Genomic DNA, 26331 nt, shown 5'->3' with positions numbered 1-26331 from the left:
TCATGAATATATATATTATTGAAGGTAGTAATACAGGCCCAGTAAATGGACGTTTGGCTAAAGCGGAATTAGCTTTAGCCGCAAACGAATTAAATCTAAATCTGGTTGATAATGCAACATCGGCTGATGTTATAGTTGCAGTAGGCTCTGGAACTATCAGTGATAAAGCAGTTGTTGGTAAAAAGGTTTATGCCGTTGATGATTTAAATCAAATTTTTGCTAACCCAAAACAGATTTTAACAGATGCGCAAAGTAAAGCGAGTGTTTATCAACAAACAGCCGAAGCTATGTCTTCACCAAGTAATAATACCAGTGTAAAACGTATTGTTGCGGTAACCGCATGCCCAACAGGTGTTGCTCACACCTTTATGGCAGCAGAAGCGATTGAAGAGGAAGCCAAAAAACGTGGATGGTGGTGTAAGGTTGAAACACGTGGCTCAGTTGGTGTCGGTAATGAATTAACACCAGAAGAAGTGGCTTCAGCCGATGTTGTAATTGCGGCTTGTGATATTGATGTTGATTTGAGTAAATTTGCAGGTAAAAAACTTTATCGCACCAAAACAGGTCCAGCTCTGAAAAAAACAGCACAAGAATTTGATAAAGCATTTGAAGAAGCAACCGTATATCAACCGTCATCAAATACTTCAACCGCTAAATCAAGCAACGAGAAAAAAGGTATTTATCAGCACCTTCTAACAGGTGTATCTTATATGTTACCAATGGTGGTTGCAGGTGGTTTGATTATTGCGCTTTCATTCGCTTTTGGTTCATTTGAAATGGTTGATGGAGTACAAAAATTAATTGGAGAATCGCATTTAGCCGAAATCGGTGGTCTTGCTTTCTCACTTATGGTGCCACTGCTTTCAGGTTATATTGCTTATTCCATTGCTGACAGACCCGGTCTTGCACCAGGACTTGTTGGCGGTTTACTAGCAGTTTCGACGGGCGCTGGCTTTTTAGGTGGAATTATTATTGGTTATTTTGCAGGTTATCTAGCACTATTAATCACTAAATATTTACCATTACCAAAAAGTCTAGAGGCATTGAAACCAATATTAATCGTACCACTATTTGCAACGCTTATTACCGGTCTTGTGATGCAATTTATTGTTGGTACGCCTATTGCGTGGTTAATGAACGTTGTAACAGTATGGTTAAATTCAATGGGTACGGCCAATGCCGTTATATTGGGCGCTATATTAGGTGGCATGATGTGTACTGATATGGGTGGACCAATAAATAAGGTTGCCTATGCATTTGGTACAGGTTTAATTTCAGCGCAAGTTTATGCCCCAATGGCAGCGGTTATGGCTGGGGGCATGGTTCCACCTTTAGCAATGGGAATTGCGACATTGATTGCGCGCAAAAAATTTGCTAAAACTGAACAAGAAAGTGGTAAGGCTTCATTGGTATTAGGCTTATGCTTTATTTCAGAAGGAGCAATTCCATTTGCTGCGCGCGATCCATTACGTGTTATCCCATGTTGTATTGTTGGTGGTGCTATTACTGGTGGTATGGCGTTAGCCTTCGGTTCAACATTAATGACGCCGCATGGTGGTTTATTTGCTTTAGCAATTCCAGGTGTTGTTAAACCAGTAGTTGGCTACTTATTGTCTATTGTTGTTGGTGCCGTTATTGCTGGTGTAGCATATGCATTTATTAAACAACCAGAGTCAGAATCTGTAACTGCTGCGTAATTTTAAACATATAAATAAAAGCGCCATCAAGTGATGGCGTTTTTATATAATATGACATTTAAGCTATTTTTTTACCCAGCGCTGTAAATCTTTAGGGATAAAATGATCCATTTGTTGTAGTATAGTTCGATGATCTTCCGAAACAATTAATGTTTTATAAAAACTATCTCGAACAAAACCTTCATTAACTGCATGTTGCAAAAAATTAAGCATTGGTTGCCAAAATTCTAACACATTAAATAATGCAACGGGCTTTTCATGATAACCTATTTGCATTGCTGTCCAAACTTCAAAAACTTCCTCTAGCGTACCTGTTCCGCCGGGCATTGCAACAAAACCATCAGCAAGCTCAGACAGTCTTGCTTTACGTTGATGCATATTATCCACCACCTCTAAGCGCGTAATACCGTGGTGTGCAGTTTCGGCTTTGACTAAACGTTCAGGAATAATACCAATCACCTCACCGCCGTGCGCAAGTACTGTATTAGCAATAATCCCCATTAAACCTTTATTACCACCACCATAAATTAGCCGTCGATTTTGTTCTGCTAAAGTTTTGCCTAATTGTTCTGCTTGTGTACGATATTCTAATTGGCTTCCTTCGTTTGCTCCGCAAAAAATACAAATATTTTTTTTCATAAATGCTATTTTACCTGTTAATAATATATTTAATTATCTTAGCATATCTACAGATTAATTTGATTACAAGCTGAGCAGTTAATTCTATTTGCTGTTTTAGAGATTGACATTAGCGTTATATATAGTTAATATTCATCCCGTTAAGTGTTCCTCCATAGTTCAGTCGGTAGAACGGCGGACTGTTAATCCGTATGTCACAGGTTCAAGTCCTGTTGGAGGAGCCAATTTCTGAATTTATAAAACCTGCTTATGGCAGGTTTTTTTATATGCAACCCCTTCTGATTATTCGTTTTGTTATTACAGCAAATAGACCTAAATCCGAGTTTATTGAGTATGTATTTAGCCATTGCTAAATGGATTATTAGTTAAAATAAGATCAAAGCTTTGTGATAGTAAATTTTTGCTTTAGCATTGTGTTATTCTCGGCGCGGGGAAACAGCGTACAGCTGTTTTATGAACTAAATATAATAGCTCTAAAATCATACAAGAAACTAATTTAAGTTAAATAAAATAAAATAAAATAAACTTGCGAACAAGCTAAATTGTAATAACTAAGTTATATTTGTTTATCTAAGTTTTTAAGCATTTCGATGATCGGTCGATTGGCGTCAGGGAATTCGTCGGCATTCAGATCTTCTTGGTCAACCCAACGACTTGGTTGGCCTTCTTTAGCAAAAGGGACTCCATCCCACTCTTCAACTAAATACGCATGAATTGTGATATCGCGATCATCATAATTGTGTTTAAAGATATCTAAAAATTGAGCTTGGTGGATATGGATGTCAACTTCTTCAGCAATTTCTCGTTGTAAGGTTTGATATGGCGTTTCTCCGATCTCGATTTTTCCACCAGGAAATTCCCAAAAACCAGCAAGATGAGAGTCTTCACCGCGTTGGGTAATAAATATTTGACAATTTTGTGAACGAATAATACCTACAGCAATTTCAATATGTTTGTTCATAATTCTATTTGCCTATGAGTAAAATTAGGGAAAGTTGTAACTTTCCCTTTCAACCTATTGTCGATCCTAATCGACGATTTAATTATCAACTTTATTTGATGATACTAAATTTTTTCTTTACTGAACAGCACCATGGCAATGTTTATATTTTTTACCTGAACCACAAGGGCATGGATCATTACGACCAACTTTGGCTTGAGTTCGTACTATTGGTTGCGAAGAAGTGCCTGCTGATAGTTCTTCATTTTCGCCATTTATACTCGCTACCGAATCATGGTTAGCTTGTTGTTTAGCCATTAGTTTTTCCATTTCTGCTAGGCGTTGGCGTTCAGCTTCGTCAACTTCTTCTTGTGAGCGAATTTGTACGCGACTCAAAATACCAATAACATCATATTTTAATGATTCTAGCATGTTAGCAAACATATTAAACGATTCTCGTTTATATTCCTGTTTTGGATCTTTTTGTGCATAGCCGCGCAAATGAATACCTTGGCGTAAATAATCCATAGCTGCTAAATGTTCTTTCCAAAGCGTATCAAGTGTTTGTAACATAACACTTTTCTCGAAATGTCTAAATGCTTCAGCTCCAGCCATATTTTCTTTTTCTAAATATTTGTCTTGAGCAATTTGTAAGATTCGTTCACGCAATGTTTCTTCGTGCAGATTTTGCTCTTCATCTAGCCATTTTGCGACCGGTAAATCCAAATCAAAGTCTGTTTTTAGTGCAGTTTCAAGACCTGGTATATTCCACATATCTTCAATTGATTGTGGTGGAATGTATTGGTCAATTAGAGTGTTAAATACATCACCTCGAATTGAATCAATGGTATCTTTTATATCGGTATTATCAAGTAAGCCGTTTCGTTCTCGGTAAATTACTTTACGTTGATCGTTGGCGACATCATCATATTCAAGAAGTTGTTTACGAATATCAAAGTTGCGACTTTCAACTTTCTTTTGAGCATTGGCAATGGCTTTTGTGACCCATGGGTGTTCAATAGCTTCACCTTCTTTCATACCCAATTTACGCATCATATTACCCATACGATCAGAGGCGAAAATTCTCATCAATGGATCTTCCAGTGATAGATAAAAGCGTGAAGCGCCAGGGTCACCTTGACGTCCTGCACGACCTCGTAGTTGGTTGTCGATACGGCGTGACTCGTGACGTTCAGTACCTAAAATATAAAGTCCACCTAACTCAATCACTTCTTCGTGTTTTGTTTGCCAAGCTTGTTTCGCTTTTTCGATGTCTTCTTGTGTTGGATTTTCAATTTTTGCTATATCATTTTGCCAGTTACCGCCGAGCATAATATCAGTACCACGACCAGCCATGTTGGTTGCAATAGTAACAGCACCTTTACTCCCTGCATTAGCAATGATTTCTGCTTCTTGAGCATGGAATTTAGCATTTAGGACATTATGTTTGATACCTGCTTTTTTAAATGCTTGTGAAACTAATTCTGATTTTTCGATTGATGCTGTTCCGACTAAAACAGGTTGACCGCGTTTTACACATTCTTTTACATCAGATACAATCGCATTTATCTTTTCCTTTTCGGTCATATAGACAAGGTCGGATTGATCTTTTCGTTGCATTGGGCGATTAGTTGGAATAACAATCGTATCTAAACCATAAATTTGGTTAAACTCAAATGCTTCAGTGTCAGCAGTACCTGTCATGCCCGCTAGTTTTTCATATAAACGGAAATAGTTTTGGAAAGTAATTGAAGCCAGTGTTTGGTTCTCATTTTGGATTTTAACGTGCTCTTTTGCTTCAACAGCTTGATGTAAACCATCAGACCAACGTCGACCATCCATTGTTCTTCCAGTATGTTCGTCAACGATGATAATTTCGTTATCTCTGACAATATAATCAACGTCGCGATGGAATAGGTGGTGAGCGCGTAGGGCTGCATTAACGTGATGCATCAATACGATATTGCTTGGCGCATAAAGTGACTCATCACCTTTCATGATACCTTGTTTTATCAGTAATTCTTCAACTTTAACTAAGCCTCGTTCTGTTAAGTTAACTTGGCGTGATTTTTCATCAATTGAGAAGTCACCATCACCTTGGAACTGGTCAGAGTCTTCTTTTTCTTGACGGGTCAAGTAAGGAATGATTTTATCAACGCTAATATATCTGTCGGAACTATCTTCCGCTTGACCTGAAATAATCAGAGGTGTTCTTGCTTCATCAATTAAAATTGAGTCAACTTCATCGACTAAGGCGTAATGTAATGGACGTTGTACTCGAGCATCTTTGGTAAATACCATATTATCGCGTAGGTAGTCGAAACCATATTCATTATTGGTACCATAGGTGATATCTGCGTTGTAAGCCTCACGTTTTATGTGTGTGGGCATATTTGGCAGGTTAATCCCTACAGTTAAGCCCAAAAATTCGAATAAAGGACGATTATTTTCAGCGTCTCGCTGCGCTAAGTAATCATTAACTGTAACAACGTGTACACCTTTACCTGTTAGTGCATTTAAGTAGGCAGGTAATGTCGCTGTTAAAGTTTTACCTTCACCCGTACGCATTTCAGCAATGCAACGTTCATTTAATACCATACCACCGATTAACTGCACATCAAAATGACGCATGCCAAATACACGTTTACTCGCTTCACGTACCACTGCGAAAGCTTCTTCCAAAATATCATCTAATTGAGTTCCAGAGGCAATCCTGTCTTTAAATTCTGTAGTTTTTGCTTTTAGTTCATCATCAGTTAATGCTTCCATGTCTGGTTCAAGTGCATTAATTTTTTCAACTCGTTTACGCATACTTTTTAATACGCGCTCATTGCGGCTACCAAATACTTTTGTCAATAATTTTAATAACATAACTTTTCTCTTGTTTTTTAATACGGATTTTAAGGCTTTTGCCTTGAATAAAAATTAGTTTTATTTGTGTGTAAATTCTAAGAGGTAGTTTTTGGTCCAGCTCGTATGCCGTTGTAAGGGGATAGTCGGATTGCCTTGCTAGGGGAAAGATCATCATAATTAGGCATTATTAAAAGTACTACAGTATGCTGTTTTTGGGAACATGCTAGTGTTTGTGACTTTCTTTGTGCTGTTTCTCTGTGATCTTGTACAATGGATGTAATAGCAATAATTCCACTGTGCGAAACATCAGATTCCGATGGAAGCGCTTCGTTTTGACATAAACCAAACCCAGCAGCAATCACACCTAATAATAAGTGCGACAAAGCGGTTTTAATAATCAATCGTTTGCGGAGTTTTTGCCAATAGTTAATGACGATCATAATCTGTGCATTTTAGCATTTTTTAGCAAAAGAAAAAACCCTTATTACAAGGGGAATAATTTAATAAAAGGAATTTTAATAAGATGATAGGTTTATAAAAACTCGCTTTTTTTTCGGTAATGATAAGCGAGTTTTTGTTAATTTAACTTCCCTTAATCCAACCATACTAAAAATTGAATCAAGGAAAGGAATAAAGGAAGAAATATTATTCCACCATTAATTGCCCCATCATGCCCGTTGTTTCATGTTCAATAATGTGACAGTGATACATGCGAAGCCCAGGAAGATTTTGCTGTATTTTGATGGTAAGTTTTTCGTGTGGTCGCAAATTAATGGTATCTTTTAAGGCAATATAATCAGGCTGAGTTTTTTTACCATTTAACTCGTGCGATTGTACAATAAATTGTGCGCCATGGATGTGGAAATTGTGATCCATATGGGAATTATTGAATATTGTCCATTCTTCAATATCGTGAATTTTGCTTTTTAGATCAATTCGCGACATGTCATGACGTTTACCATTAATTAAAAATAACACACCACCACGCGGCTCTTTCATATCCATCACTTCGGTATATTCCAGTAATTTATGGACGACAACAGGCCCCATATTAGGTAGTTGGTTTAATGTGTTTGGTAAGGTGATTGGATCGGATTTAGTCAGTATTAACTCACCTAATATTATATCCTGTTCTGGTGGTACATTGCCCATTTTATTGCGATCATAACCGATTGATTGTAAATATACAGTACCAGTTTGTTTTGGTATTATGACTAATTCAGCACGTTCAGCCGGAGTTAATAATAAGGGTTTGGTAAGCAGATAGGGTTTAGCTAATAGTCCACCATCAGTGCCAACTAAAAAAACATCGCAGTTAGGGATAGAAAGATTGAGATATCGACCTGAACACGAATTCCATACTCGGATATGTGTGGCTGAATCTATTTTGATTTTTGGGCGGTAACTGCCATTTATCAATACAAATTGGCCTTCGCGTCCATTCATCCAATCAACCATTGAATTATCAGCAATTTGGCCTTTGTCGGTTAATTTTAAGTCAGAAAAGAACCAATTTTGTTCAGGGAACGATGCAAGTGGATCGTGTTTGCTACGAACAATAAATGTACCAGCTAAACCTCGATAAACTTGTTCTGCTACTGTATTGTGTCCGTGAGGATGATACCAATAAGTGCCAGCCGTATCTTTAGGAATGGTAAACTCATAAGTTCGACTGCCTCCTGCTGGAATTTCGTTTTGTGGGTTGCCGTCTTGATCAGATGGAATGAGCAAGCCGTGCCAATGAATTGTCGTTGATTGAGTAAGTTCATTTTTTACAGTGATTTTAACATGGTCTTCTTCAAATACTTCAATTTTCGGACCAGGTATCATTCCATTATAGGTCCAAAATTCCGTGGTTAAATCTGGCGTTAATGCAATTTTGGTTGGTTTTATATGTAATGTTGCTTCAAAAATACCTTTTTGCTTGCTCTCATTTTTTAAGTTGGTCAAAGTTGGTAGATCCATTCCTTGTGGTAGTGCTGAAGTCGATAAAAGTTTTTGCGGCATTTGATTGTGATTCATGTCCATATTCATGTGTTGGTGCATATTATCCCCCTTTTGACATTCATCAGAATGAGTATCACACATTGTGTCATGCATATTATTGTGCCCCATTTGGGCTATAGCTTTAGTTGCGACCAATCCACCGATAGCTGTGGTAATATTTATCAAAAAATTTCGGCGTTTCATGATGTTCCTCAAAAATAGTTAAGTTTAACAATAACCTGCTGGTTATACTGATAAAACAAATATCAATATAATTCAGTTATTACGTGTTGTGTTACTTACTGCTTTTATTTACATAAATCAATTAAACAGCTTGCGGCGGTCTTAACTCTGGAATAAATTCGTTATATTGTAGAATAGGCTTAATGGGCAGATATCGTTCACTGCTAGACGAAATATAAAGTTTTGTAGGAAAATGAGAATTTAAAATATTACAGGTTAAACACTGATGAAACAAAGCACAAGATGATATGATTGTGTTTTTTCGCAAAACCAAAACTGGCTCGTTAGAAATAGATTCGTGTTTAGGTGTTAATTCAGATGTGGAATGAGCAGAATGACAAGTTAAAGTTGGTGATAATAGTAAGTTAGATAAATGCCATGAAGAATAACTAAACCAAAATAGTATTGATGCTAATACAATTATCAGGCAAATTGGTTTATTTTTGGGTGTTATAGGCATCTTGATATCTCGCTATTTTTTGTAAAATAAATAATAGCCCTACTTAAAGTTTAAATATCACCTTGATATAACTAGTTTAATTTAATTGTATTGATTTGTCGACTTGTCTATTAATATATTAAAAATACTAAAATTTTAAGTTAATGTGTAAAAAAATAAGATAATTATGACGTGTTCTGGTATGATATTTATCAATAATAATTGGCAAATAATATTGATATGAAGATTCTTTTTGGTGTTCAAGGAACAGGAAATGGCCATGTCAGTCGTTGTAGAACTTTAGCTAAAGCATTAAAAAAAGCTGGAGCTGATGTTGATTATATTTTTAGTGGACGTGATCCTAAAGACTATTTTGATATGCAAGTTTTTGGTGATTATAAGACTTATCGAGGTGTCACCTTTGCAACACTAAACGGTAAAATTAATTTTCGTAAAACCATACAACGAATTCGCGCTTTCAGGCTGATTAAAGACGTGCGGGAACTCGATTTATCAAAGTATGATTGTATTATTAGTGATTTTGAGCCAGTCACTGCTTGGGCCGCACATCATCAGCAACGTGACTGTTTAGGTATAAGTAATCAGGCCGTATGCCAATATCTTAAACCTAAAGAATATGGGTTAGTTGCCAATGTAATTATGAAATATTATGCGCCAGTTACTAAACCTATTGGTTTGCATTGGTTTCATTTTGGGCATAAGTTATTGCCACCGATGATTGATTCATTTAATGCCACACCAACAGAAGATGGCAGCATTGTGGTTTATTTGCCGTTTGAAGGCATAGATGAAATCATTGGTATGTTAAAACAATTTCAAGATCATCAATTTATCTGTTTTCACCCAGATATAAAGCAAGAATCGCAACGAGGTAATATTAATTTTCAACCTCTTAGTCGTGATAGTTTTACGCAAGCTTTAGTCAATTGCTCTGGCATTATTTCAAATACGGGCTTTGCATTGATTTCTGAAGCATTAACGCTTGGTAAAAAGATTCTTACTAAGCCTGTGGCAGGTCAATTTGAACAAATTTATAATGCTCAATGTTTACGATCTCTTGATATGGCAATGGTTATGGAAAGTTTAAACTGTATCAAACTTAAGTATTGGTTAGATTTACCTTCACCAAAACCAATAATATACCCTGATGTTGCTACAGAATTGTCTAATTGGATCGTTGCTGGACAAAAAGAGGCGTTACTTTCTTTAAGCGAACGACTTTGGAGTCAAACTATCTTTCCTGAGCATGTCAATCAGCGAATAAAATCTTTAGGGTATGTGTAAAGGAACGGATATGATATTAAGTATTATTGTAGCCATGGACGATAATCGTGTAATTGGTTTAAATAATCAAATGCCTTGGCATTTACCTGCAGACTTGGCATGGTTTAAAAAAAATACACTTAATAAACCCGTTATTATGGGAAGGAAGACATTTGAGTCTATTGGTCGTCCACTACCAAATCGTCATAATATTATTATTTCAAAGCAAGCACCAAGTGAATCTAATTCAACTCAAAATGTAAGTTGGGTTCAATCAATTGATGCCGCCATAGTGTTAGCCCAAGAACAGAATGTTGATGAGGCATTTATTATTGGTGGTGGTAATATTTATAAGCAGACTTTACCGTTAGCAAATCGACTTTATTTAACGCACATAGATGCGGAACTACAGGGGGATACCCATTTCCCTGATTATTCACCTGAGCAATGGCAAGTTATTTATCAAGAAGGGCATCAACCGGATGATAAAAATGGCTATTCATATCAGTTTGAAATTTTAGAAAGAAAGTAATAAATATTAAACCTAATTGCCACTAAAAAAGTGGCAATTTAACATGTTAATTAACCTTGAAAACGTTTAGCTTCAATAACATCGGGTAGTTGTTTTATTTTATTGAGCACTCGATTTAACGAATCCTGATCAAAAATTTCCATATCTACGTCGATAGTGGCTAATTGTTGCTTCATATCTGAACGGCTCATTAAACCAAGAACATTAACCTTTTCATTAGCTAAAATCGTAGTGATATCTCGCAATAAACCACTTCGATCGTTGGCAACAATCTTTATCACCATGGTATAACTTGATTGGGTATTGTTGTTCCAAACAGCGTGAGTAATACGTTCAGGCGCATGATTTTTAAGGTCTTGCAATTGCTCACAATCAGCTCGGTGAATTGAAATACCTCGCCCATGAGTTACAAACCCTACAATTAGATCGCCAGGAATAGGGCGGCAACAGTTTGCAATGGTATACATTAAGTTACCCACACCCTCAATAATAATTTCACTGCCTTTTTTGTTGTTGAATTTATTAGTATTTTTAGATTGTATATTCGTTTTTTGGGCAATCTGTTTTAATGCTGCTTCATCTTCCTCTTCAGCAGTTGGTTTATTAAATTGTGCATTGATAAAATTAACTAATTGATTAATCCTTACATCACCACTACCAATACCTGCTAATACCTCGTCAAATGAATGAGCGTTATATTTATTAATTAAGATTTTTTCGACACTTTTTATACTAATGTTTAAAGGTTCAAGTTCGCTTTGTAAAATTTGCTCACCTGTAGCGATATTTTTATCGCGATCTTGCTTTTTAAACCAGGCTTGAATTTTAGCTCTGGCACGACTACTATTAACGAATCCTGTATTCGGATTTAGCCAATCTCGACTAGGATTTGGTTGTTTTTGGGTAATGATTTCAACTTGATCGCCCATTTTTAAATTATAGGTAAATGGTACAATTCGCCCGCCTACTTTGGCTCCAATACAGCGGTGACCCACATCGCTATGTATATGATAAGCAAAATCAAGTGGAGTTGACATAGCAGGCAAGTCAACAACATCACCTTTAGGCGTAAAAACATAAACTCGGTCATCAAAAATTTGGCTACGAACGGCTTCTTGTATTTCACCACTTTCCGACATTTCTTGTTGCCATGTTAATAATTTACGCAACCAAGAAATTCGTTGATCATAAGCTGTCATTTTGTCGGTACTGCCTTCTTTATATTTCCAATGTGCAGCAATACCTAGTTCAGCCTCATTGTGCATTTTTTCAGTACGAATTTGAATTTCGATTGCTTTATCTTGTGGACCATAAACAACAGTATGGATCGATTGATAACCATTTGGTTTAGGATTTGCTACATAATCGTCAAATTCTTTTGCGATATGTTTATAATGGCTGTGGACAATACCTAATGCATTATAACAATCTTCAATACGATCGCAGATAATGCGCACAGCACGAATATCATATAAATCTTCGAATTGAAGGTGTTTACGCTCCATTTTTCGCCATATACTATAAATATGTTTAGGACGACCGTATACCTCAGCTCGAATATGATCTTGATTCATCAAATCTTGTAAATGGCTTACAAATTGTTTGATGTACAGTTCACGATCTAATCGTTTTTCTTGCAATTTTTTTGCTATTAATCGATATTCATCTGGATGTAAATAGCGGAAGCAGAAATCTTCTAGCTCCCATTTTAATTGACCTATGCCTAAACGGTTGGCTAAGGGCGCATAGATGTTAAAACATTCTTTAGCTGCAAGGACCTGTTCTTCTTGAGGTGCATTGATTAAATTGCGTAAGTAGGTAATGCGTTCTGCCAATTTAATCACTACACTTCTGAAGTCATTTACCATCGCTAGTAGCATTCGGCGAATACTATCAATTTGTTCGGAAGTAGCACTGCCGTTACGAATTGCTCGTAATTGGCGAATTTCTTTCATCCTAACAATACTAGAAATAATATGAGAAATTTCACGATCAAAATCTTCTGGAATATCTTCTCGGCGAATAATTTTGCTATCAACAAAAGGAAGCAATAAAGCCGCACATAAACTATTAATATCCATATTAAGTGTCGATAGAATTTCGACCATTTCTATCGCATTTTGGAAACAGAAAATTTGCTCTGATGCACCTGCGCTGTTTTCAAAACAAAAATCCCAAACTTCTCTAAACTTCTTATAAGATGCAGGATTAGTTAATAACAATTCTTGTTTTACCCATTGTTCTACATCAAATTGAGCAAGGGAATAGTGTTCTTCACTATGTTGGTGTGCGCCTCTAATAGATACCATAACTTATGTTCCTGATTTTATTAGCAACAACATTGATTCAATGTGTTTGGTTTGCGGAAACATATCTAAAATAGCAATTTGAGCAATTTGATATCCTGCATCGATAAGTTGTTTACTATCTCGAGCTAGTGTAGCAGGATTACACGATATATAAACAATTTTTGATGGTGCTAATTTTGCAATTTCTATTGTTGCATTAAACGCTCCTGCTCTTGCTGGATCTAATAATACTTTATTATAATTATATTGTGATTGACTCCATATCGAAAATTGTTGAGAATCATCTAAATTGCTGGTTAAAAAATTAGTTTCCGCACAAATCTCAGTATTATTTAATATAGCGTTGAATTTTGCTTTTTCAACCAAGGTATCAACACCTTCAACTCCCGTTACAGTTTTACTTAATTTTGCTATAGGTAACGAAAAATTGCCCATTCCGCAAAACAGATCTAAAACCCGATCTGTTGGTTGTAAAGTTAGCCAGTTAAGCGCCTGTTCGATCATCTTTTGATTAATTTTACAATTTACCTGAATAAAATCTAGAGGGCTGAATGTTAATTTTAAATGATTAATTAAATAAAAATGCTCAGTATTACCGGCAATATGTATTAAATCATCGCCGTGAAAATAAAGTGAAATATTGTTATTTTCGGCAAATTCTTTTAATAGGTTAACATCATGATTGCTTAGAGGCATAGTGTGCCTTAAAACAAGAATAATACCACTATCGACCGAAATTAGTTCAACGTGACCCAGTACTTTTTTCTGTTTTATGTTATTGAGCATGCTTTGTAATGGTGCTAGCAATGAATCTAATTCATCAACTAATACAGGACAATGTTTGATATTGATTATTTGATTAGATTCTGCTTGGCGAAATCCAATTGCTAATTGGCCTTTAACGATATTAATTGAAAGTCTTGCACGTCGACGATAATGGTAAGGTTGATCGGCAATAATTTGCGGTGAATTTTTAACGATATTTGATAAAGGTTGTCCTGTTTCTTTTTGTAATAGATTTATCAACGCATCATATTTTGCTTGTTGTTGCATATGTGGTGCAATATGTTGTAGCTCACAACCTCCACATTGTTGATAATATTCACATAGAGGTTTAACGCGGTATTTGCTTTGATTATGATATCTAATGACTTTGGCTTTAGCGTAATTTTTCTTATTTTCAGTTAACTCAATATCAACGGTTTCATCAGGCAAGGCTGATTTTACAAAAATTGTTTTACCTTTATGATTGGTCACGCCTTGCCCAAAAGCATCTAAAGATAAGATAGTTACTGTCAATTTTTGTGGTGTGAACTTTTTTCTTTGTGGAGTATAAAAATTAACCATAGACGTTTTTATTTATGTTAAGCGTTTTAATAAAGCTGTTTTGACATGTAGTGGTACTAAATTTGTTATATCACCGTCATGGTAGGCAACATCTTTCACTATTGTTGATGAAATAAATCCCATTGCAATTGATGGCATTAAAAAGATAGTGTCTAAATCAGATTTTAATGCACGATTCATTTCGGCAAGTTGCCTTTCGTATTCAAAATCGTGTGTTGTACGAACGCCTCGAACGATAACCGTGGCATTATGGGTTTGTGCAAAATTAGCCATTAAATTGTCAAAGCCAATAACTTCGACATTGAGTAAATGTTCAACTGCTGTTGATGCTAAATTCACGCGTTCTTCTAGATTAAAGAGTGTTTTTTTATTAGGATTTTCGGCAATAGCAACAATTAATCGAGGAAACAGTAACGAAGCTCGTGTAACAAGATCAATATGACCATTAGTAATGGGATCAAAAGTACCCGGGAAAATAGCAGTTAAACTTTTGCTTTTCATATTTAATATTATCCATTAGGTATGATGACTGTATCATACCTAATTTTACTTAGGATTGTTAGTTTAACCATGCAAAATTCTTTTGCTCAATTTGTTAGATTTCTAGTAATGTAAATATGAAAAAGCTAGATATTATTAATATACAGCAATAATTAAGTCAAACAACTTATTGATTTATAAAAAATTGGTAAGCAGTGTAATGTTCATATATTTGTTCTGGTTGTAAAAAGCAGCTTGGTTGTGGCCAGTCAGGATGATTAGGGCTGTCTGGTAAAAATTGGCTTTCTAATGCTATGCCAGCAAAATTTCCATATTCACCATTATGCCGGTTTGGTGTATGTTGTAAAAAGTTACCTGTATAAATCTGTAATGACGGTTTGGTTGTAGTAACATTCATTGTTACTTTTTTATCAGATGAAATGAGTTGAGCGGCTATCGCTTTGGTTTTATCTAATAAATAAGCATGATCATAACCACCAGTTATTTGCCTTTCTGCGCTTTCAAGTAGTTTTTCCGATAAAAGTTTTGGTTGACGTAAATCCATATCGTGCATGGCAACACTAGCTAAGCCCTTATTAGGGATACCATTGGCATTAACTGGCAAATAATAGTTAGCATTTACTTTTAATTTGTGATTAAGTATATCCTTGCTTATTTCACCATCTAAATTAAAGTAAGCATGATTAGTCAAATTCACTGGCGTAGTTTTTGTTGTAGTTGCATTAAACAAGATAATTACTTGATTGTCATCGGTGAGTTTATACGTTACTGTTACATTCAGCTCACCAGGAAACCCCTGATCACCATCAGGTGAAATCAAAAGGAAGGTCACTTGCTGATCGGAGCAAGATTGAATTAACCATAATTGTTTATCGAAGCCTAATTTTCCGCCGTGTAATTGATTTACACCTTGATTCGCAGTGAGATAATATTGTTTATTGTCAATATTAATAGTAGCATTGGCAATACGGTTAGCATATCGGCCTATTGTAGCACCTAAATAGGCATCCTGTTGTTGGTATTGTTCAAGTGAGCGACAGCCGAGTAGCACTTCACGAGTCTGTCCATTAACGGGCAATTCACAGGAAAGCCATGTAGCTCCCCAGTTTGAAAGTTTTATTTGCATTCCTTGTTTATTGGACAGTTCAATAATTTGCGTTATAGGCATATCGCGTGTGCTCCTTCACTTGGTTTACAGACATAAAAATCTTCTTTAATACCAAATTTTTTAGCATAACTATCGCTAACAACGGTTTTAACAGCATCAACTTTATCTTTTGGTACTAATGCCACAACACAACCACCAAAGCCACCGCCTGTCATGCGAACACCGCCTTGTTCACCAATTACACCGTGAATTATTTCAACTAGATAATCAATAGCGGGGACTGTAATTTCAAAATCATCACGCATTGAATTGTGACTCTGTGCCATGAGTTTTGATAATAATTTATAATCACCATCTGTAAGAGCTTGTGCTGCCTTTAGTGTGCGCTCATTTTCAGTGATTACATGATGAGCTCGTTTAAAGACAATTGGATCGAGCGTGTTTTCAATATGTTGTAATTCAGTTAAGGACGCGTCTCTTAAGGCTTTTACCCCAAGGGCTTGTGCTGCTGCTTCACACTGTTTACGTCGAGTATTATATTCACTATCAACTAATCCTCGTTTGATATTTGAATTGATGATAACTACAGCAAAATCTTTAGGAATTGAGACTGGTTTAACTTCTAATGAACGACAATCAATTAATAATGCATGTTGGCTTTGTCCAAGGGAAGATATTAGTTGATCCATGATGCCACAATTGCAACCAACAAATTGGTTTTCGGCCTCTTGACCAATTAGGGCTAACTTGGTGCCATCTAAAGCCAAGTCATAAAGAACTTGGAACATTTTAGCTACCGCAACCTCTAGAGATGCTGATGAACTTAGTCCTGCTCCTTGAGGAACGTTTCCACTAATAGCAAAATCGACGCCATGGATATTATTTGCATATTTTTTTAAGTGCTTTACCACCCCACGTATGTAGTTAGCCCACATATAATCTGGATGTTTTTCAATAGGAGAATCTAAAGAAAATTCATCTTGTTGATTATCATAATCAACCGCAATAACTCGAACAAGATTATCTGAACGTTTGTGACAACTTATTATTGTTTGATAATCGATAGCACAAGGTAAAACAAAACCATCATTATAATCGGTATGCTCGCCAATCAAATTTACACGACCGGGGGCTTGTATAAGTGTATCGGGTTTATAATCAAATTTAGATTCAAATGCTTGTGTAGTAGCTTTGATTAATGCGTTCATCTATTTATCCTTTTTGTCTTTATAATGCACATCACTAACGTTACGTAACCTTTCAGCTGCTTGCTCTGGGGTTAAATCACGTTGTACTTCGGCTAACATTTCGTAACCTACCATAAATTTTTTTACTGTGGCGGAACGTAATAAAGGGGGATAAAAATGTGCATGTACTTGCCAATAATCATTTTTATCTTGCATAAATGGCGCACCATGCCAGCCCATAGAGTATGGGAAAGAGCAATGAAATAAATTATCGTAGCGACTCGTTAATTTTTTGAGCGCAATAGCTAAATCACTTTGTTGTTTGTCATTTAATTGGGTTAATTGTGGAATGTGAATTTTTGGTAATAATAATGTTTCAAATGGCCATATTGCCCAAAAAGGAACAACGGCAAGCCAATACTTAGTTTCTACAACGATTCGCTCACGATTAATAAGTTCCTTTTCAGCATAATCAACCAATAAATTGCGATGATATTTTTCAAAGTAATTGCGCATATTTAGATCTTCGCGCGCAATCTCATTTGGTAAAAAGCTATTTGCCCAAACTTGTCCATGTGGATGAGGGTTAGAGCACCCCATTGCTGATCCTTTGTTTTCAAATACTTGTACCCAAGGATAGTTTTTGCCCAACTCCTGTTGCTGTTCTATCCAAGTTTTAATTACTCCTTCAATTGCAGGTAAATCAAGTTCAGGTAATGTTTTACTGTGATCGGGTGAAAAACAGATAACTCGACTAGTACCTTTTGCGCTTTGCATTTGGAATAAAGGATCGGCGTTTTTTGGTGATTCTGGAGTATTTTTCATTAATGCTGCAAAATCATTAGTAAAAACAAATGTTCCCTTATATTGGGGGTTGATATCTCCTGTTACCCGTTTATTTCCTGGGCACAAAAAGCAAGTTGGATCATAACTTGGTTTTTGCTCTTCGTTTAATACTTCTTGTTGTCCTTGCCATGGGCGTTTTGCCCTATGTGGTGAAACAAGCACCCATTGATTGGTCAATGGGTTGTAACGACGATGAGGATGGTCAACTGGGTTAAAAATATCCATTTTTGCCTCTTCTGTTAATTTTGTATGTTTTATAAAATGTATTATTAATCAGGATAGCCTTGTGGGTTATTTGATTGCCAATTCCATGAATCTTTTACCATGTCATCAAGCGTGAGTTTGGTTTTCCAACCTAATATTTGCTCAGCTTTATTAGCATCAGCCCAGAATGCTGGTAAATCACCTGCTCGTCTTGGGGCAAAGTGCCAATTAAGAGGTTTTCCTGATGCTTTTTCAAAAGCTTTAATGACTTGTAATACGCTATAACCAACACCTGAGCCTAAGTTGTAAATATGCACACCAGCTTTGTTTTGATCGGTTTTGAGTGCAGCGATATGCCCATCGGCCAAATCAACAACATGTATAAAATCACGAACGCAAGTTCCATCAATTGTTGGATAATCATTACCAAAAACAGCTAATGACTCTCTTTTGCCTACAGCAACTTGGGTAATATAAGGCATAAGATTATTAGGAACACCAAGTGGGTCTTCGCCCATTAATCCACTTGGATGGGCTCCAACAGGATTAAAATAACGTAGTAAAGTTAGTGACCAATCGGGCTCAGCAACGGCTAAGTCCATAATACATTGCTCAACCATTAATTTACTTTTTCCATACGGACTAGTAGGTAAACCTTGTGGTAATGTTTCAACATAAGGAACAGGGGCTAATTCGCCATAGACAGTGGCCGACGAACTAAATACTAACTGTTTAACGCCAGCAGCTCGCATTGCTTTCATAAGTACGATACTGCCGTAGACATTGTTTTCAAAATATTCTAGCGGTTTGTGGACTGATTCACCGACTGCTTTTAAACCAGCAAAATGGATCACCGCTTTAATGTCATGTTCTGAAAAAATCTTAGTTAATAGTTTTTCATCGCATACATCGCCTTGATAAAAAATGACGGATTGCCCAGTAATTTTTTGTATTCTATCTAGTACTGATGCTTTACTGTTAAACAAATTATCAATAATAATTGGTGTATAGCCAGATTTAATTAGTTGAACACATGTGTGACTTCCTATATATCCACAACCACCAGTTACTAATATTTTCATAATAAAACCTTCATCTAGTTTAATAATAGTTATAGTGAGTGTCTGCTAATTTTCAGACTCTTCACTGTTGTTATGTTTCCAAAGATCCCATGGTCCACGCCCTGATAATGTAAAGGATGAAATAAGCGTAAAACTAAATGCGATCAAGCCAAGGATTAAATATGCTCCTTCGAAACCTATTTTAACATACATTAACCCCGCAAAAGTGGACATAAACATGATAGATAATTGTTTTGCAAAACAAAATGCAATTAAGTAAACAGTTGCTGATAAGTGAATAGGGAAGTGTTTAGTAATATATTTAAATGCACCGACAAGTAATAAAGGTGCTTCGAACATATGTAGCGTTTTTAATATCACCACTTCAACAGCTGTGCTGGCAAATGCTGAGCCAGTAATACGAATGGACATGATAGCACCAGCAATGAGTAATGTATTTTTACTGCCTAATTTCATTACAATCAGAGGAGCAAAAAACATCACAGTGGCATTTAAAAATTCACCAAGCGTAGTTACATAGCCGAAAGCTTCACGACCCACTTGTTCGTTAGTAAAAAATGAGGTGAAAAAGTTTGCAAATTGTTGATCAAATACATCATAAGTACAGGCAACCCCAACAATGTAAAGCATGAAAAACCATGTTTTACGCATACTAAGTAAATCAAGGGCAAGTTTTAGATTGAATGGCTTTGGTTTATTTAATCCCATTTGCTCAACAACTTCAGTCGTTGTGGTTTTTGCAGGATCGGCGATTTTAACTAAAATTAAAAGAATCAATGCAAATCCAGAACATAACCAAAAAACGGCATTGACATCTTTAGAAATCATAATTCCAACAAACGAAGCACATATAGCCCAACCAAAACAGCCAAACATGCGACAGCGACCAAATTCAAAACCACTACGTCGACTTATTTTTTCGACAAGTGCTTCAATAGCTGGTGCCCCACCACTAAATACCATACCAAGATAAAGCCCTCCAACAATTGCGCCCAAGGTGACATTTAATTTGAGTAATGGCCCTAAAACGAAGATAAAAAATGGACCAAATAGTACAAGAAGAAGTGTGATAACCCAAAGAAGGTGTTTTTTTAATCCTAGTTTATCAGAAATTAACCCGAACAAGGGTTGAAAAAAAAGCGCAAATAGTGAAATAAATGAAAAAACGTACCCAGTATTTGCCTCATCAAGTCCGTTCATTTTTAGCCAAACGGGAAAAAAAGGGCAGTATGCTCCCATAATAAAAAAGTACAGAAAGAAGTAGAGACTGAATATCCAATAATTCTTATTACTTAGTGATGACTTTATTTTTTGATTCATAATGAACTTCCTTTGTTAGGCTTTAAATGACCACACAATCATTTAAAAAAACTTCTGTATGTATATGAACAGGTAAGTTATTTGTTGAGGCGATAATAGCACTAAAATAATTTTGAAAAAGTGATCTAGATAACATTTTATGAAATCGATTACATTTGATGTTAAATTAATTTTTGTTAAAAAGTTTCAGGTAAATATGTGTTTGAGTATAATTTTTGTATTTTATGATGACAATAGTGCAAATTAAAGATCGGTAATCTACTAGATAGGAGGTTTAAAATAATTAATTGGAATAAAAATAAAATAAAACAAATAAAATGCAATTAATTATTGAAAACGATTACATATTATTTATCTACACTCTATTTGGTCTATTGTAATTGACTATGATTTAAGTAAGCTAAACAATTGACATTTATACTAAAACGTATATTTACCTGAAACTTTTTGACAAGGAATTTTTTATTAATTAGAATTAGCTTAACTTTTTATTATTAACTTGTTTAATCCCAGTTAGATAGGAAAAATTAGATAATCTAATGATTAATTAACTAGTTTTAATTGATTTTATTCGTTCCTCAAAATCTGACCAATAATAATAACCATCATTATTAACAGAAGCATTTTCCAAATGAAGTTGATAATGTTGTGGTAAATTATTGTCATCAAGTGCTAGCCCGTTATGGAGTTGTTCAAAACTTTGATAAATATATTCGGCTTTAAAAAAGTATTCGCCTGTAGATAGGTGACGAAAACGCTGTAAAGCTACTTTTCCACCAATTGGGGTTATTTCAAATTGATTTGGTAGTTGGTAGTCTTTAAAGTCTAATGCACCCAGTAATGAAGCGATGGTACTATCGTGACCAACAAGTAAATTGACTTTACTATCTCTTAGCATAAGATCGTTTATCATGTTGATAATAAGTGCAGCTGAGTGTTTGGCAAGCGTCTTAGAATGGCAAACTAAATTTATATATTGATTACGAATTGCGCTAATTTGTTGCCACTGCTCTTGGCTAGTCAGTCTACCCCATGCAATTTGTTCTTTTGGAAAGGCTGAATAGTATTGCAATAAGAATGCATCAACGGCTGAAATACCTATCGCAAGTGGTCCGAGGAGTGCTGGTTCTTCATGTTTTTTAAAATAAAGTTCGGATGGAATATCGGCTAAATCGCATTTATATTCAGCATATAATTTTGAATGCTTATAATCCAAAATATCGGAAAGGGTTTCATAAGCTGGTGCTAGGCTTTTAAAAATATTGGCTGCTTTGTCAGCTTCTTCAATATCACGCAATACCGCATTTTTAAACTCAGTTGAATCGTCTTGCAAGCTAGGATCGAAAATCGGATCCATTTTTTCAATGGCATATTTATGATGAATAGGAATATCATACCCAGCAAAGGCACCAGCTGTCATAAATTGAGCGGTCGCGACAGTTCTTTGCAAACTATTAGAATACACGAATAATTCAGTATTATGTTTTGATAATTTTATATTGTGTTTTTCAAGCCAAGTCGATAAATAGCGGCCAAAATAAACTTCTAATATTCCACCACGAGTGGTCAAATAACCATATGGATGATCCCATTTAGGCCATTTAAAGGGAGTCACTTTTTCTAAAAACTGCAAAGTATTTTGCAATGGCGTACGAATACCATGACGGCTAAGTATAACGACTTTATCTAATTGGTAATGGTTATTTTTCATTTTGTGATCCATCCTTGTTTATGTAAATAATCTAAAATAAAATCACGTTGTTCATTATTTATTGTATTTGCAATTTTATCACTCCAACCACCGGTTTTTTGATTAGTACTACGGTTTTGATAGTAATCACCTATTTGGGTATCATATTTTGCTAAAGTTGCATGATTAAGTGGTTGATATTGGTTTTCAAAAAAGAGAAGCTCTTTAGGTAACCTTGGTTTTATTTCTGGATTATGATCGGGGTAACCAAGGCAAAGCCCAAAAAGAGGAAGAACATATTTTGGTAACTCAAGTAATTGGGTTGCTTTATCAAGATCATTTCGCAGTCCACCAATATACACAGCACCAAGTCCTAAGGATTCAGCCGCTATTACTGCATTTTGAGCCATAATTGCTGTATCAACACAGCCCAATAATAACTGCTCTGCTTTGCCAAGATTGAGTGTTGGATCAATTTGAAAATGACGATTAAAATCGGCGCAAAATACCCAAAATTCAGGAGCTTGGTTAACATATTTTTGATCACCAGCATAATGAGCTAGTTTTTCGCGTTTTTGAGGATCTGTAATACGAATAATTGTCGAACATTGAATAAAGTTAGAACTAGAAGCCGACTGTGCTGATCGAACTATAGACGCTATTTGTTCTTGAGTTAAACTAGTTGTTTTATAAGCACGAATAGAGCGGTGTCGACAAAGTAGATCGATGGTTTGATTTTGCATAGTGGCTCCTTAGCATAATTATTTGTTTACAAATTGAAGATCCCAAACGCCATGGCCTAAATTTTGACCTCGTTTTTCAAATTTAGTAATTGGTCTATCATCAGGTCTCGGAATATAGTCACCGCTTGGTGATAAATTTTCAAAACCTTCAGCTTGGGTTAAAACCTCTAACATATGTTCTGCATAATGTTGCCAATCGGTAGCTAGGTGCAAAATTCCACCTAATTTTAATTTTTGTCGAATTAACTGTACAAATTGGGGTTGAATAATGCGGCGCTTATTATGTCTTGCTTTATGCCAAGGATCAGGGAAAAAAATTTGTACTTTGTCTAATGTATGATTAGGGATCATATTTTCTAATACTTCAACAGCATCGTGACACATCACTTTTAAGTTTGATAATTGATTTTCTTCAATTGCCATCAAACAAGCACCAACACCGGGTTTGTGAACTTCGATTCCTAAAAAATTCTTATCAGGTGCATTTTTAGCCATTTCAATTAACGAAGCACCCATACCAAATCCAATTTCAAGAATAGCCTGTTTGTTAGAGTCAAAAACCATTGGTGAATTTACATCATATTCAATACCAAATACCGGCCATAAACTTATTAATGCCTGTTCTTGGCCTTTTGTTAAACGACCTTGCCGCAAAACAAAACTACGAATGGTTCTTTTAGATTTGATATTTTCGTTATCTGAGTTTAATTGTTCGTTCATCACGTTATCTACTTTTGTTGTGGAATTTATTAAAGCCAAAGAATGGTTTGTTAGTTAGTTTACTCGATTTTGAGTTCACAGCAAAAGCATCTTATGGCCAAATTGTTTTATTTAATGATTTATAAAAATATATCAAATATTTTCAATATATTTTTATATTGTAGTTGAGCATAATCAATAAATGATTATATAATTATAGCCCCAGTTTAACCGATTACGAATAAAGTAATCATGAATACATGCTTGAGGATTTCTCGTGCCTGATATGAAGCTTTTTGCTGGTAATGCCACACCAGAACTAGCAAAGCGTATAGCTAATCGTCTTTATACTTCTCTTGGTGACATTGTGGTAAGCCGTTTTAGTGATGGTGAAGTTAATGTCCAAATCAATGAAAATGTCCGTGGTGAAGATGTTTTTATTATTCAATCAACTTGTGCCCCTACCAATGACAATTTAATGGAATTATTAGTTATGATCGATGCAATGCGCCGAGCATCTGCTGGTCGTATTACTGCTGTTATTCCTTATTTTGGTTATGCAAGGCAAGATCGTCGAGTTCGTTCGGCTCGTGTCCCTATTACTGCTAAAGTTGTTGCTGATTTTCTATCAACTGTTGGTGTCGATAGGGTTTTAACCGTTGATCTTCATGCCGAACAAATTCAAGGTTTCTTTGATGTGCCGGTTGATAATGTATTTGGTAGCCCTGTTATTTTAGAAGATATGCTACAACGTGAGTTTGATCGCCCAATTGTTGTTTCCCCTGATATTGGCGGAGTGGTGCGTGCTCGTGCGATAGCTAAACTACTTAATGATACTGATATGGCAATTATTGATAAACGTCGTCAACGTGCCAATGAAGCAGAAGTGATGAATATTATTGGCGATGTTGCTGATAGAGATTGTATCTTAGTTGATGATATGATTGATACTGCTGGAACACTTTGTAAAGCAGCTGATGCTTTAAAAGCTCGAGGTGCCAAAAGAGTATTTGCTTATGCTACCCACCCGATATTTTCAGGTAAAGCAGTAAGTAATATTAAAAACTGTGCCATTGATGAAATTGTTGTTTGTGACACAATTCCATTAACGGCTGAAGTAAAAGCATTGAAAAATGTTCGCCAATTAACATTATCAGGTATGCTTGCTGAAGCAATTCGTCGAATTAGTAACGAAGAATCAATTTCAGCAATGTTCCATCAATAACCTATTTTATCATTGGTATAATGCCCCTTTTTTGGGGCATTTTTATCGATAAAATCTAGTGACAATAAAAATATTATGACAACGATAAAACTGATTGTAGGACTCGCCAATCCCGGAAATGAATATGCAGCAACAAGGCACAATGCAGGTGCGTGGTTTGTTGAGCAATTGGCTGAACGTTATAATCAATCATTAAAAAATGAACAAAAATTTTTTGGTTACACATCACGAATCAACATTTCAGGTCATGATGTACGTTTATTAGTTCCAACTACTTTCATGAATTTAAGTGGTAAAGCTGTTCAAGCTATGGCGACATTTTACCAAATAAAGCCAGAAGAGATCTTAGTTGCACATGATGAACTCGACTTAAATCCCGGAATAGCTAAACTTAAGTTTGGTGGTAGTCATGGTGGGCATAATGGGCTAAAAGATATTGCTAGTAAATTGGGAAATAATTTAAATTTTTATCGGTTAAGAATTGGTATTGGACATCCTGGCGATAAAAATAAAGTTGTTGGTTATGTTTTAAATAAGCCATCTAAACCTGAACAGGAATTAATTGATAAAGCTATTGACGAATCTTTGCGTTGTACAGATATCTTATTGTCTGATGGGATAGACGTTGCAATGAACAAGTTACATGCTTTTAAAGCTTAGTTAAATTGTTGAATGTTTCAATAACGTAAAAATCAATAAATATCCACTTTAATAAAAAAATCCACCTAAAATATTAGGTGGATTTAATTGTCTTAATATACTCTTTTAAGAAAAAAGATGGGTTACATTACCACCTTTTTCAGCAATTTTTTTCATTACTTCTTTAATTAACCATGTATTCATTGCTGCGGTATCATCAGTATTGCCTGGATAATTCAGTTCTTTCGCTAAATTTTTCCGTGCATCTAAACTACTATCTATACCTAATAATTTCAATAGATCAACGATAGATGTTTTCCAGTTAAGCGTTTCAGGGTGCTTTTTAGCTAAATTCTCAAGAATAGAGGAAACATCAACATTAGTTGCGGATGCGCTTTGCTCTACTTTATCTTGGACTTTCTCTGAGCCACTCGATACTGTATTTTTAACAGATGCGGTGATATTTTCAACTTTATCCTTCACAGCATCAACTGCATTATCTACTGTTGCTTGAGCACTTGGAAATACTTTGGAAAAAATGTTATTTAAAATGTTCATATTACATCTCCTTGAAATTTAAACTGCTTTAAAAAAACTGCTTAACGATATAGATGTAGAAAAGATCACATCCAATATAGCGCTTAAAAGAATGTAATGTCAAAATTATTATACATTAATAGCATTTTCTGTATTACGATAAAGTGTTTACTAAGATATAAAACAATTATTTTAAATATTTTTCTAATATTAACTGAATTGAGGTAGTAAGTGCCTTCCAGTTGACTTATACAATTGGTCAACCAATTATAATCTTTTTA

Annotated in this window: 23 protein-coding genes and 1 tRNA gene; 6 read left to right on the top strand and 18 right to left on the bottom strand. The window is 35.4% G+C overall.

All coding sequences use genetic code 11. The features are described from left to right. The first annotated feature begins 2 nt into the window (after positions 1 to 2). Positions 3 to 1697 carry a PTS fructose transporter subunit IIBC gene (gene fruA, locus ACGH6Q_RS02295; RefSeq protein ID WP_174798687.1) on the top strand — a complete coding sequence of 565 codons (1695 nt, stop codon included), beginning with the start codon at positions 3 to 5 and terminating at the stop codon, positions 1695 to 1697. A gap of 63 nt (positions 1698 to 1760) precedes the next feature. On the opposite strand, the gene ACGH6Q_RS02290 is transcribed toward fruA, so the two are convergent. Next, positions 1761 to 2336: a TIGR00730 family Rossman fold protein gene (locus tag ACGH6Q_RS02290; RefSeq protein WP_174798686.1), complete on the bottom strand. Its 576-nt coding sequence runs from the start codon at positions 2334 to 2336 to the stop codon at positions 1761 to 1763. A 148-nt stretch (positions 2337 to 2484) separates the two neighbouring features. On the opposite strand from ACGH6Q_RS02290, the gene ACGH6Q_RS02285 reads away from it, so the two are divergent. Further along, positions 2485 to 2560 (top strand) — tRNA-Asn (locus tag ACGH6Q_RS02285). A gap of 332 nt (positions 2561 to 2892) precedes the next feature. On the opposite strand, the gene mutT is transcribed toward ACGH6Q_RS02285, so the two are convergent. The 5 genes from mutT to ACGH6Q_RS02260 all read right to left on the bottom strand — a co-directional run bounded on the left by mutT (position 2893) and on the right by ACGH6Q_RS02260 (position 8818). Then, on the bottom strand, positions 2893 to 3297 hold the full coding sequence (gene mutT, locus ACGH6Q_RS02280) for an 8-oxo-dGTP diphosphatase MutT (RefSeq protein ID WP_411591697.1): 405 nt from the start codon (positions 3295 to 3297) through the stop codon (positions 2893 to 2895). Between the two features lie 117 nt (positions 3298 to 3414). Next, a complete protein-coding gene (gene secA, locus ACGH6Q_RS02275) occupies positions 3415 to 6147 on the bottom strand; it encodes a preprotein translocase subunit SecA (protein WP_296301815.1) in 2733 nt (910 codons plus the stop codon). Between the two features lie 77 nt (positions 6148 to 6224). Continuing rightward, positions 6225 to 6569, bottom strand: a complete 345-nt coding sequence (locus ACGH6Q_RS02270; protein ID WP_085164302.1) for a hypothetical protein — start codon at positions 6567 to 6569, stop codon at positions 6225 to 6227. A gap of 205 nt (positions 6570 to 6774) precedes the next feature. Further along, on the bottom strand, positions 6775 to 8319 hold the full coding sequence (locus ACGH6Q_RS02265; RefSeq protein WP_411591696.1) for a multicopper oxidase family protein: 1545 nt from the start codon (positions 8317 to 8319) through the stop codon (positions 6775 to 6777). A 121-nt stretch (positions 8320 to 8440) separates the two neighbouring features. Beyond that, entirely contained in the window at positions 8441 to 8818 is a 378-nt protein-coding gene (locus ACGH6Q_RS02260; protein WP_174798683.1) for a hypothetical protein, read from the bottom strand. 219 nt (positions 8819 to 9037) lie between these two features. Between ACGH6Q_RS02260 and ACGH6Q_RS02255 the strand changes: the two genes are divergently transcribed. After that, a complete protein-coding gene (locus ACGH6Q_RS02255) occupies positions 9038 to 10102 on the top strand; it encodes an MJ1255/VC2487 family glycosyltransferase (RefSeq protein WP_411591695.1) in 1065 nt (354 codons plus the stop codon). Between the two features lie 10 nt (positions 10103 to 10112). After that, positions 10113 to 10613 carry a type 3 dihydrofolate reductase gene (gene folA, locus ACGH6Q_RS02250; RefSeq protein WP_411591692.1) on the top strand — a complete coding sequence of 167 codons (501 nt, stop codon included), beginning with the start codon at positions 10113 to 10115 and terminating at the stop codon, positions 10611 to 10613. Positions 10614 to 10663: 50 nt separating this feature from the next. Here the strand turns inward: folA and relA are convergent, their stop codons facing one another. The 11 genes from relA to trmB all read right to left on the bottom strand — a co-directional run bounded on the left by relA (position 10664) and on the right by trmB (position 23673). Then, the gene (gene relA / locus ACGH6Q_RS02245; protein WP_411591691.1) at positions 10664 to 12922 is read right to left on the bottom strand and encodes a GTP diphosphokinase; all 2259 of its coding nucleotides are present in this window, start codon (positions 12920 to 12922) and stop codon (positions 10664 to 10666) included. A gap of 3 nt (positions 12923 to 12925) precedes the next feature. Further along, positions 12926 to 14269: a 23S rRNA (uracil(1939)-C(5))-methyltransferase RlmD gene (gene rlmD, locus ACGH6Q_RS02240; protein ID WP_411591689.1), complete on the bottom strand. Its 1344-nt coding sequence runs from the start codon at positions 14267 to 14269 to the stop codon at positions 12926 to 12928. 12 nt (positions 14270 to 14281) lie between these two features. Next, a complete protein-coding gene (gene coaD / locus ACGH6Q_RS02235) occupies positions 14282 to 14770 on the bottom strand; it encodes a pantetheine-phosphate adenylyltransferase (protein WP_034912639.1) in 489 nt (162 codons plus the stop codon). Positions 14771 to 14936: 166 nt separating this feature from the next. Next, a complete protein-coding gene (gene galM, locus ACGH6Q_RS02230; protein ID WP_411591687.1) occupies positions 14937 to 15938 on the bottom strand; it encodes a galactose-1-epimerase in 1002 nt (333 codons plus the stop codon). Further along, complete coding sequence (galK, locus tag ACGH6Q_RS02225; RefSeq protein ID WP_411591685.1) at positions 15929 to 17086, bottom strand: galactokinase; 1158 nt, start codon at positions 17084 to 17086, stop codon at positions 15929 to 15931. The genes galM and galK overlap by 10 nt, the downstream gene beginning before the upstream one ends. After that, a complete protein-coding gene (galT, locus tag ACGH6Q_RS02220; protein ID WP_411591683.1) occupies positions 17087 to 18136 on the bottom strand; it encodes a galactose-1-phosphate uridylyltransferase in 1050 nt (349 codons plus the stop codon). It lies immediately after the preceding gene. A gap of 44 nt (positions 18137 to 18180) precedes the next feature. Continuing rightward, a complete protein-coding gene (gene galE / locus ACGH6Q_RS02215) occupies positions 18181 to 19197 on the bottom strand; it encodes a UDP-glucose 4-epimerase GalE (protein WP_411591681.1) in 1017 nt (338 codons plus the stop codon). 45 nt (positions 19198 to 19242) lie between these two features. Beyond that, a complete protein-coding gene (locus ACGH6Q_RS02210; RefSeq protein ID WP_065589415.1) occupies positions 19243 to 20517 on the bottom strand; it encodes an MFS transporter in 1275 nt (424 codons plus the stop codon). A gap of 547 nt (positions 20518 to 21064) precedes the next feature. Next, complete coding sequence (locus tag ACGH6Q_RS02205) at positions 21065 to 22228, bottom strand: histidine-type phosphatase (RefSeq protein ID WP_411591679.1); 1164 nt, start codon at positions 22226 to 22228, stop codon at positions 21065 to 21067. Further along, the gene (nfsA, locus tag ACGH6Q_RS02200) at positions 22225 to 22950 is read right to left on the bottom strand and encodes an oxygen-insensitive NADPH nitroreductase (protein WP_411591677.1); all 726 of its coding nucleotides are present in this window, start codon (positions 22948 to 22950) and stop codon (positions 22225 to 22227) included. The genes ACGH6Q_RS02205 and nfsA overlap by 4 nt, the downstream gene beginning before the upstream one ends. Positions 22951 to 22968: 18 nt before the next feature. Next, positions 22969 to 23673 (bottom strand): tRNA (guanosine(46)-N7)-methyltransferase TrmB, encoded by a 705-nt coding sequence (trmB, locus tag ACGH6Q_RS02195; RefSeq protein ID WP_085164276.1) that lies wholly within the window; start codon positions 23671 to 23673, stop codon positions 22969 to 22971. Positions 23674 to 23926: 253 nt separating this feature from the next. On the opposite strand from trmB, the gene ACGH6Q_RS02190 reads away from it, so the two are divergent. Both ACGH6Q_RS02190 and pth read left to right on the top strand, forming a co-directional pair. Further along, entirely contained in the window at positions 23927 to 24874 is a 948-nt protein-coding gene (locus ACGH6Q_RS02190) for a ribose-phosphate pyrophosphokinase (protein WP_034915766.1), read from the top strand. Positions 24875 to 24949: 75 nt separating this feature from the next. Further along, entirely contained in the window at positions 24950 to 25534 is a 585-nt protein-coding gene (gene pth / locus ACGH6Q_RS02185) for an aminoacyl-tRNA hydrolase (protein WP_065561443.1), read from the top strand. A 105-nt stretch (positions 25535 to 25639) separates the two neighbouring features. Here the strand turns inward: pth and ACGH6Q_RS02180 are convergent, their stop codons facing one another. Next, positions 25640 to 26071: a DUF3597 domain-containing protein gene (locus tag ACGH6Q_RS02180; RefSeq protein WP_065589418.1), complete on the bottom strand. Its 432-nt coding sequence runs from the start codon at positions 26069 to 26071 to the stop codon at positions 25640 to 25642. Positions 26072 to 26331: the final 260 nt, after the last annotated feature.

The organism is Gilliamella sp. BG2 (assembly GCF_046635645.1).
GTDB classification, from domain to species: Bacteria; Pseudomonadota; Gammaproteobacteria; order Enterobacterales; family Orbaceae; genus Gilliamella; species Gilliamella bombi.
Note: the sequence above shows the minus strand (reverse complement) of the source record. Positions and strands in the feature narration are given on the sequence as shown.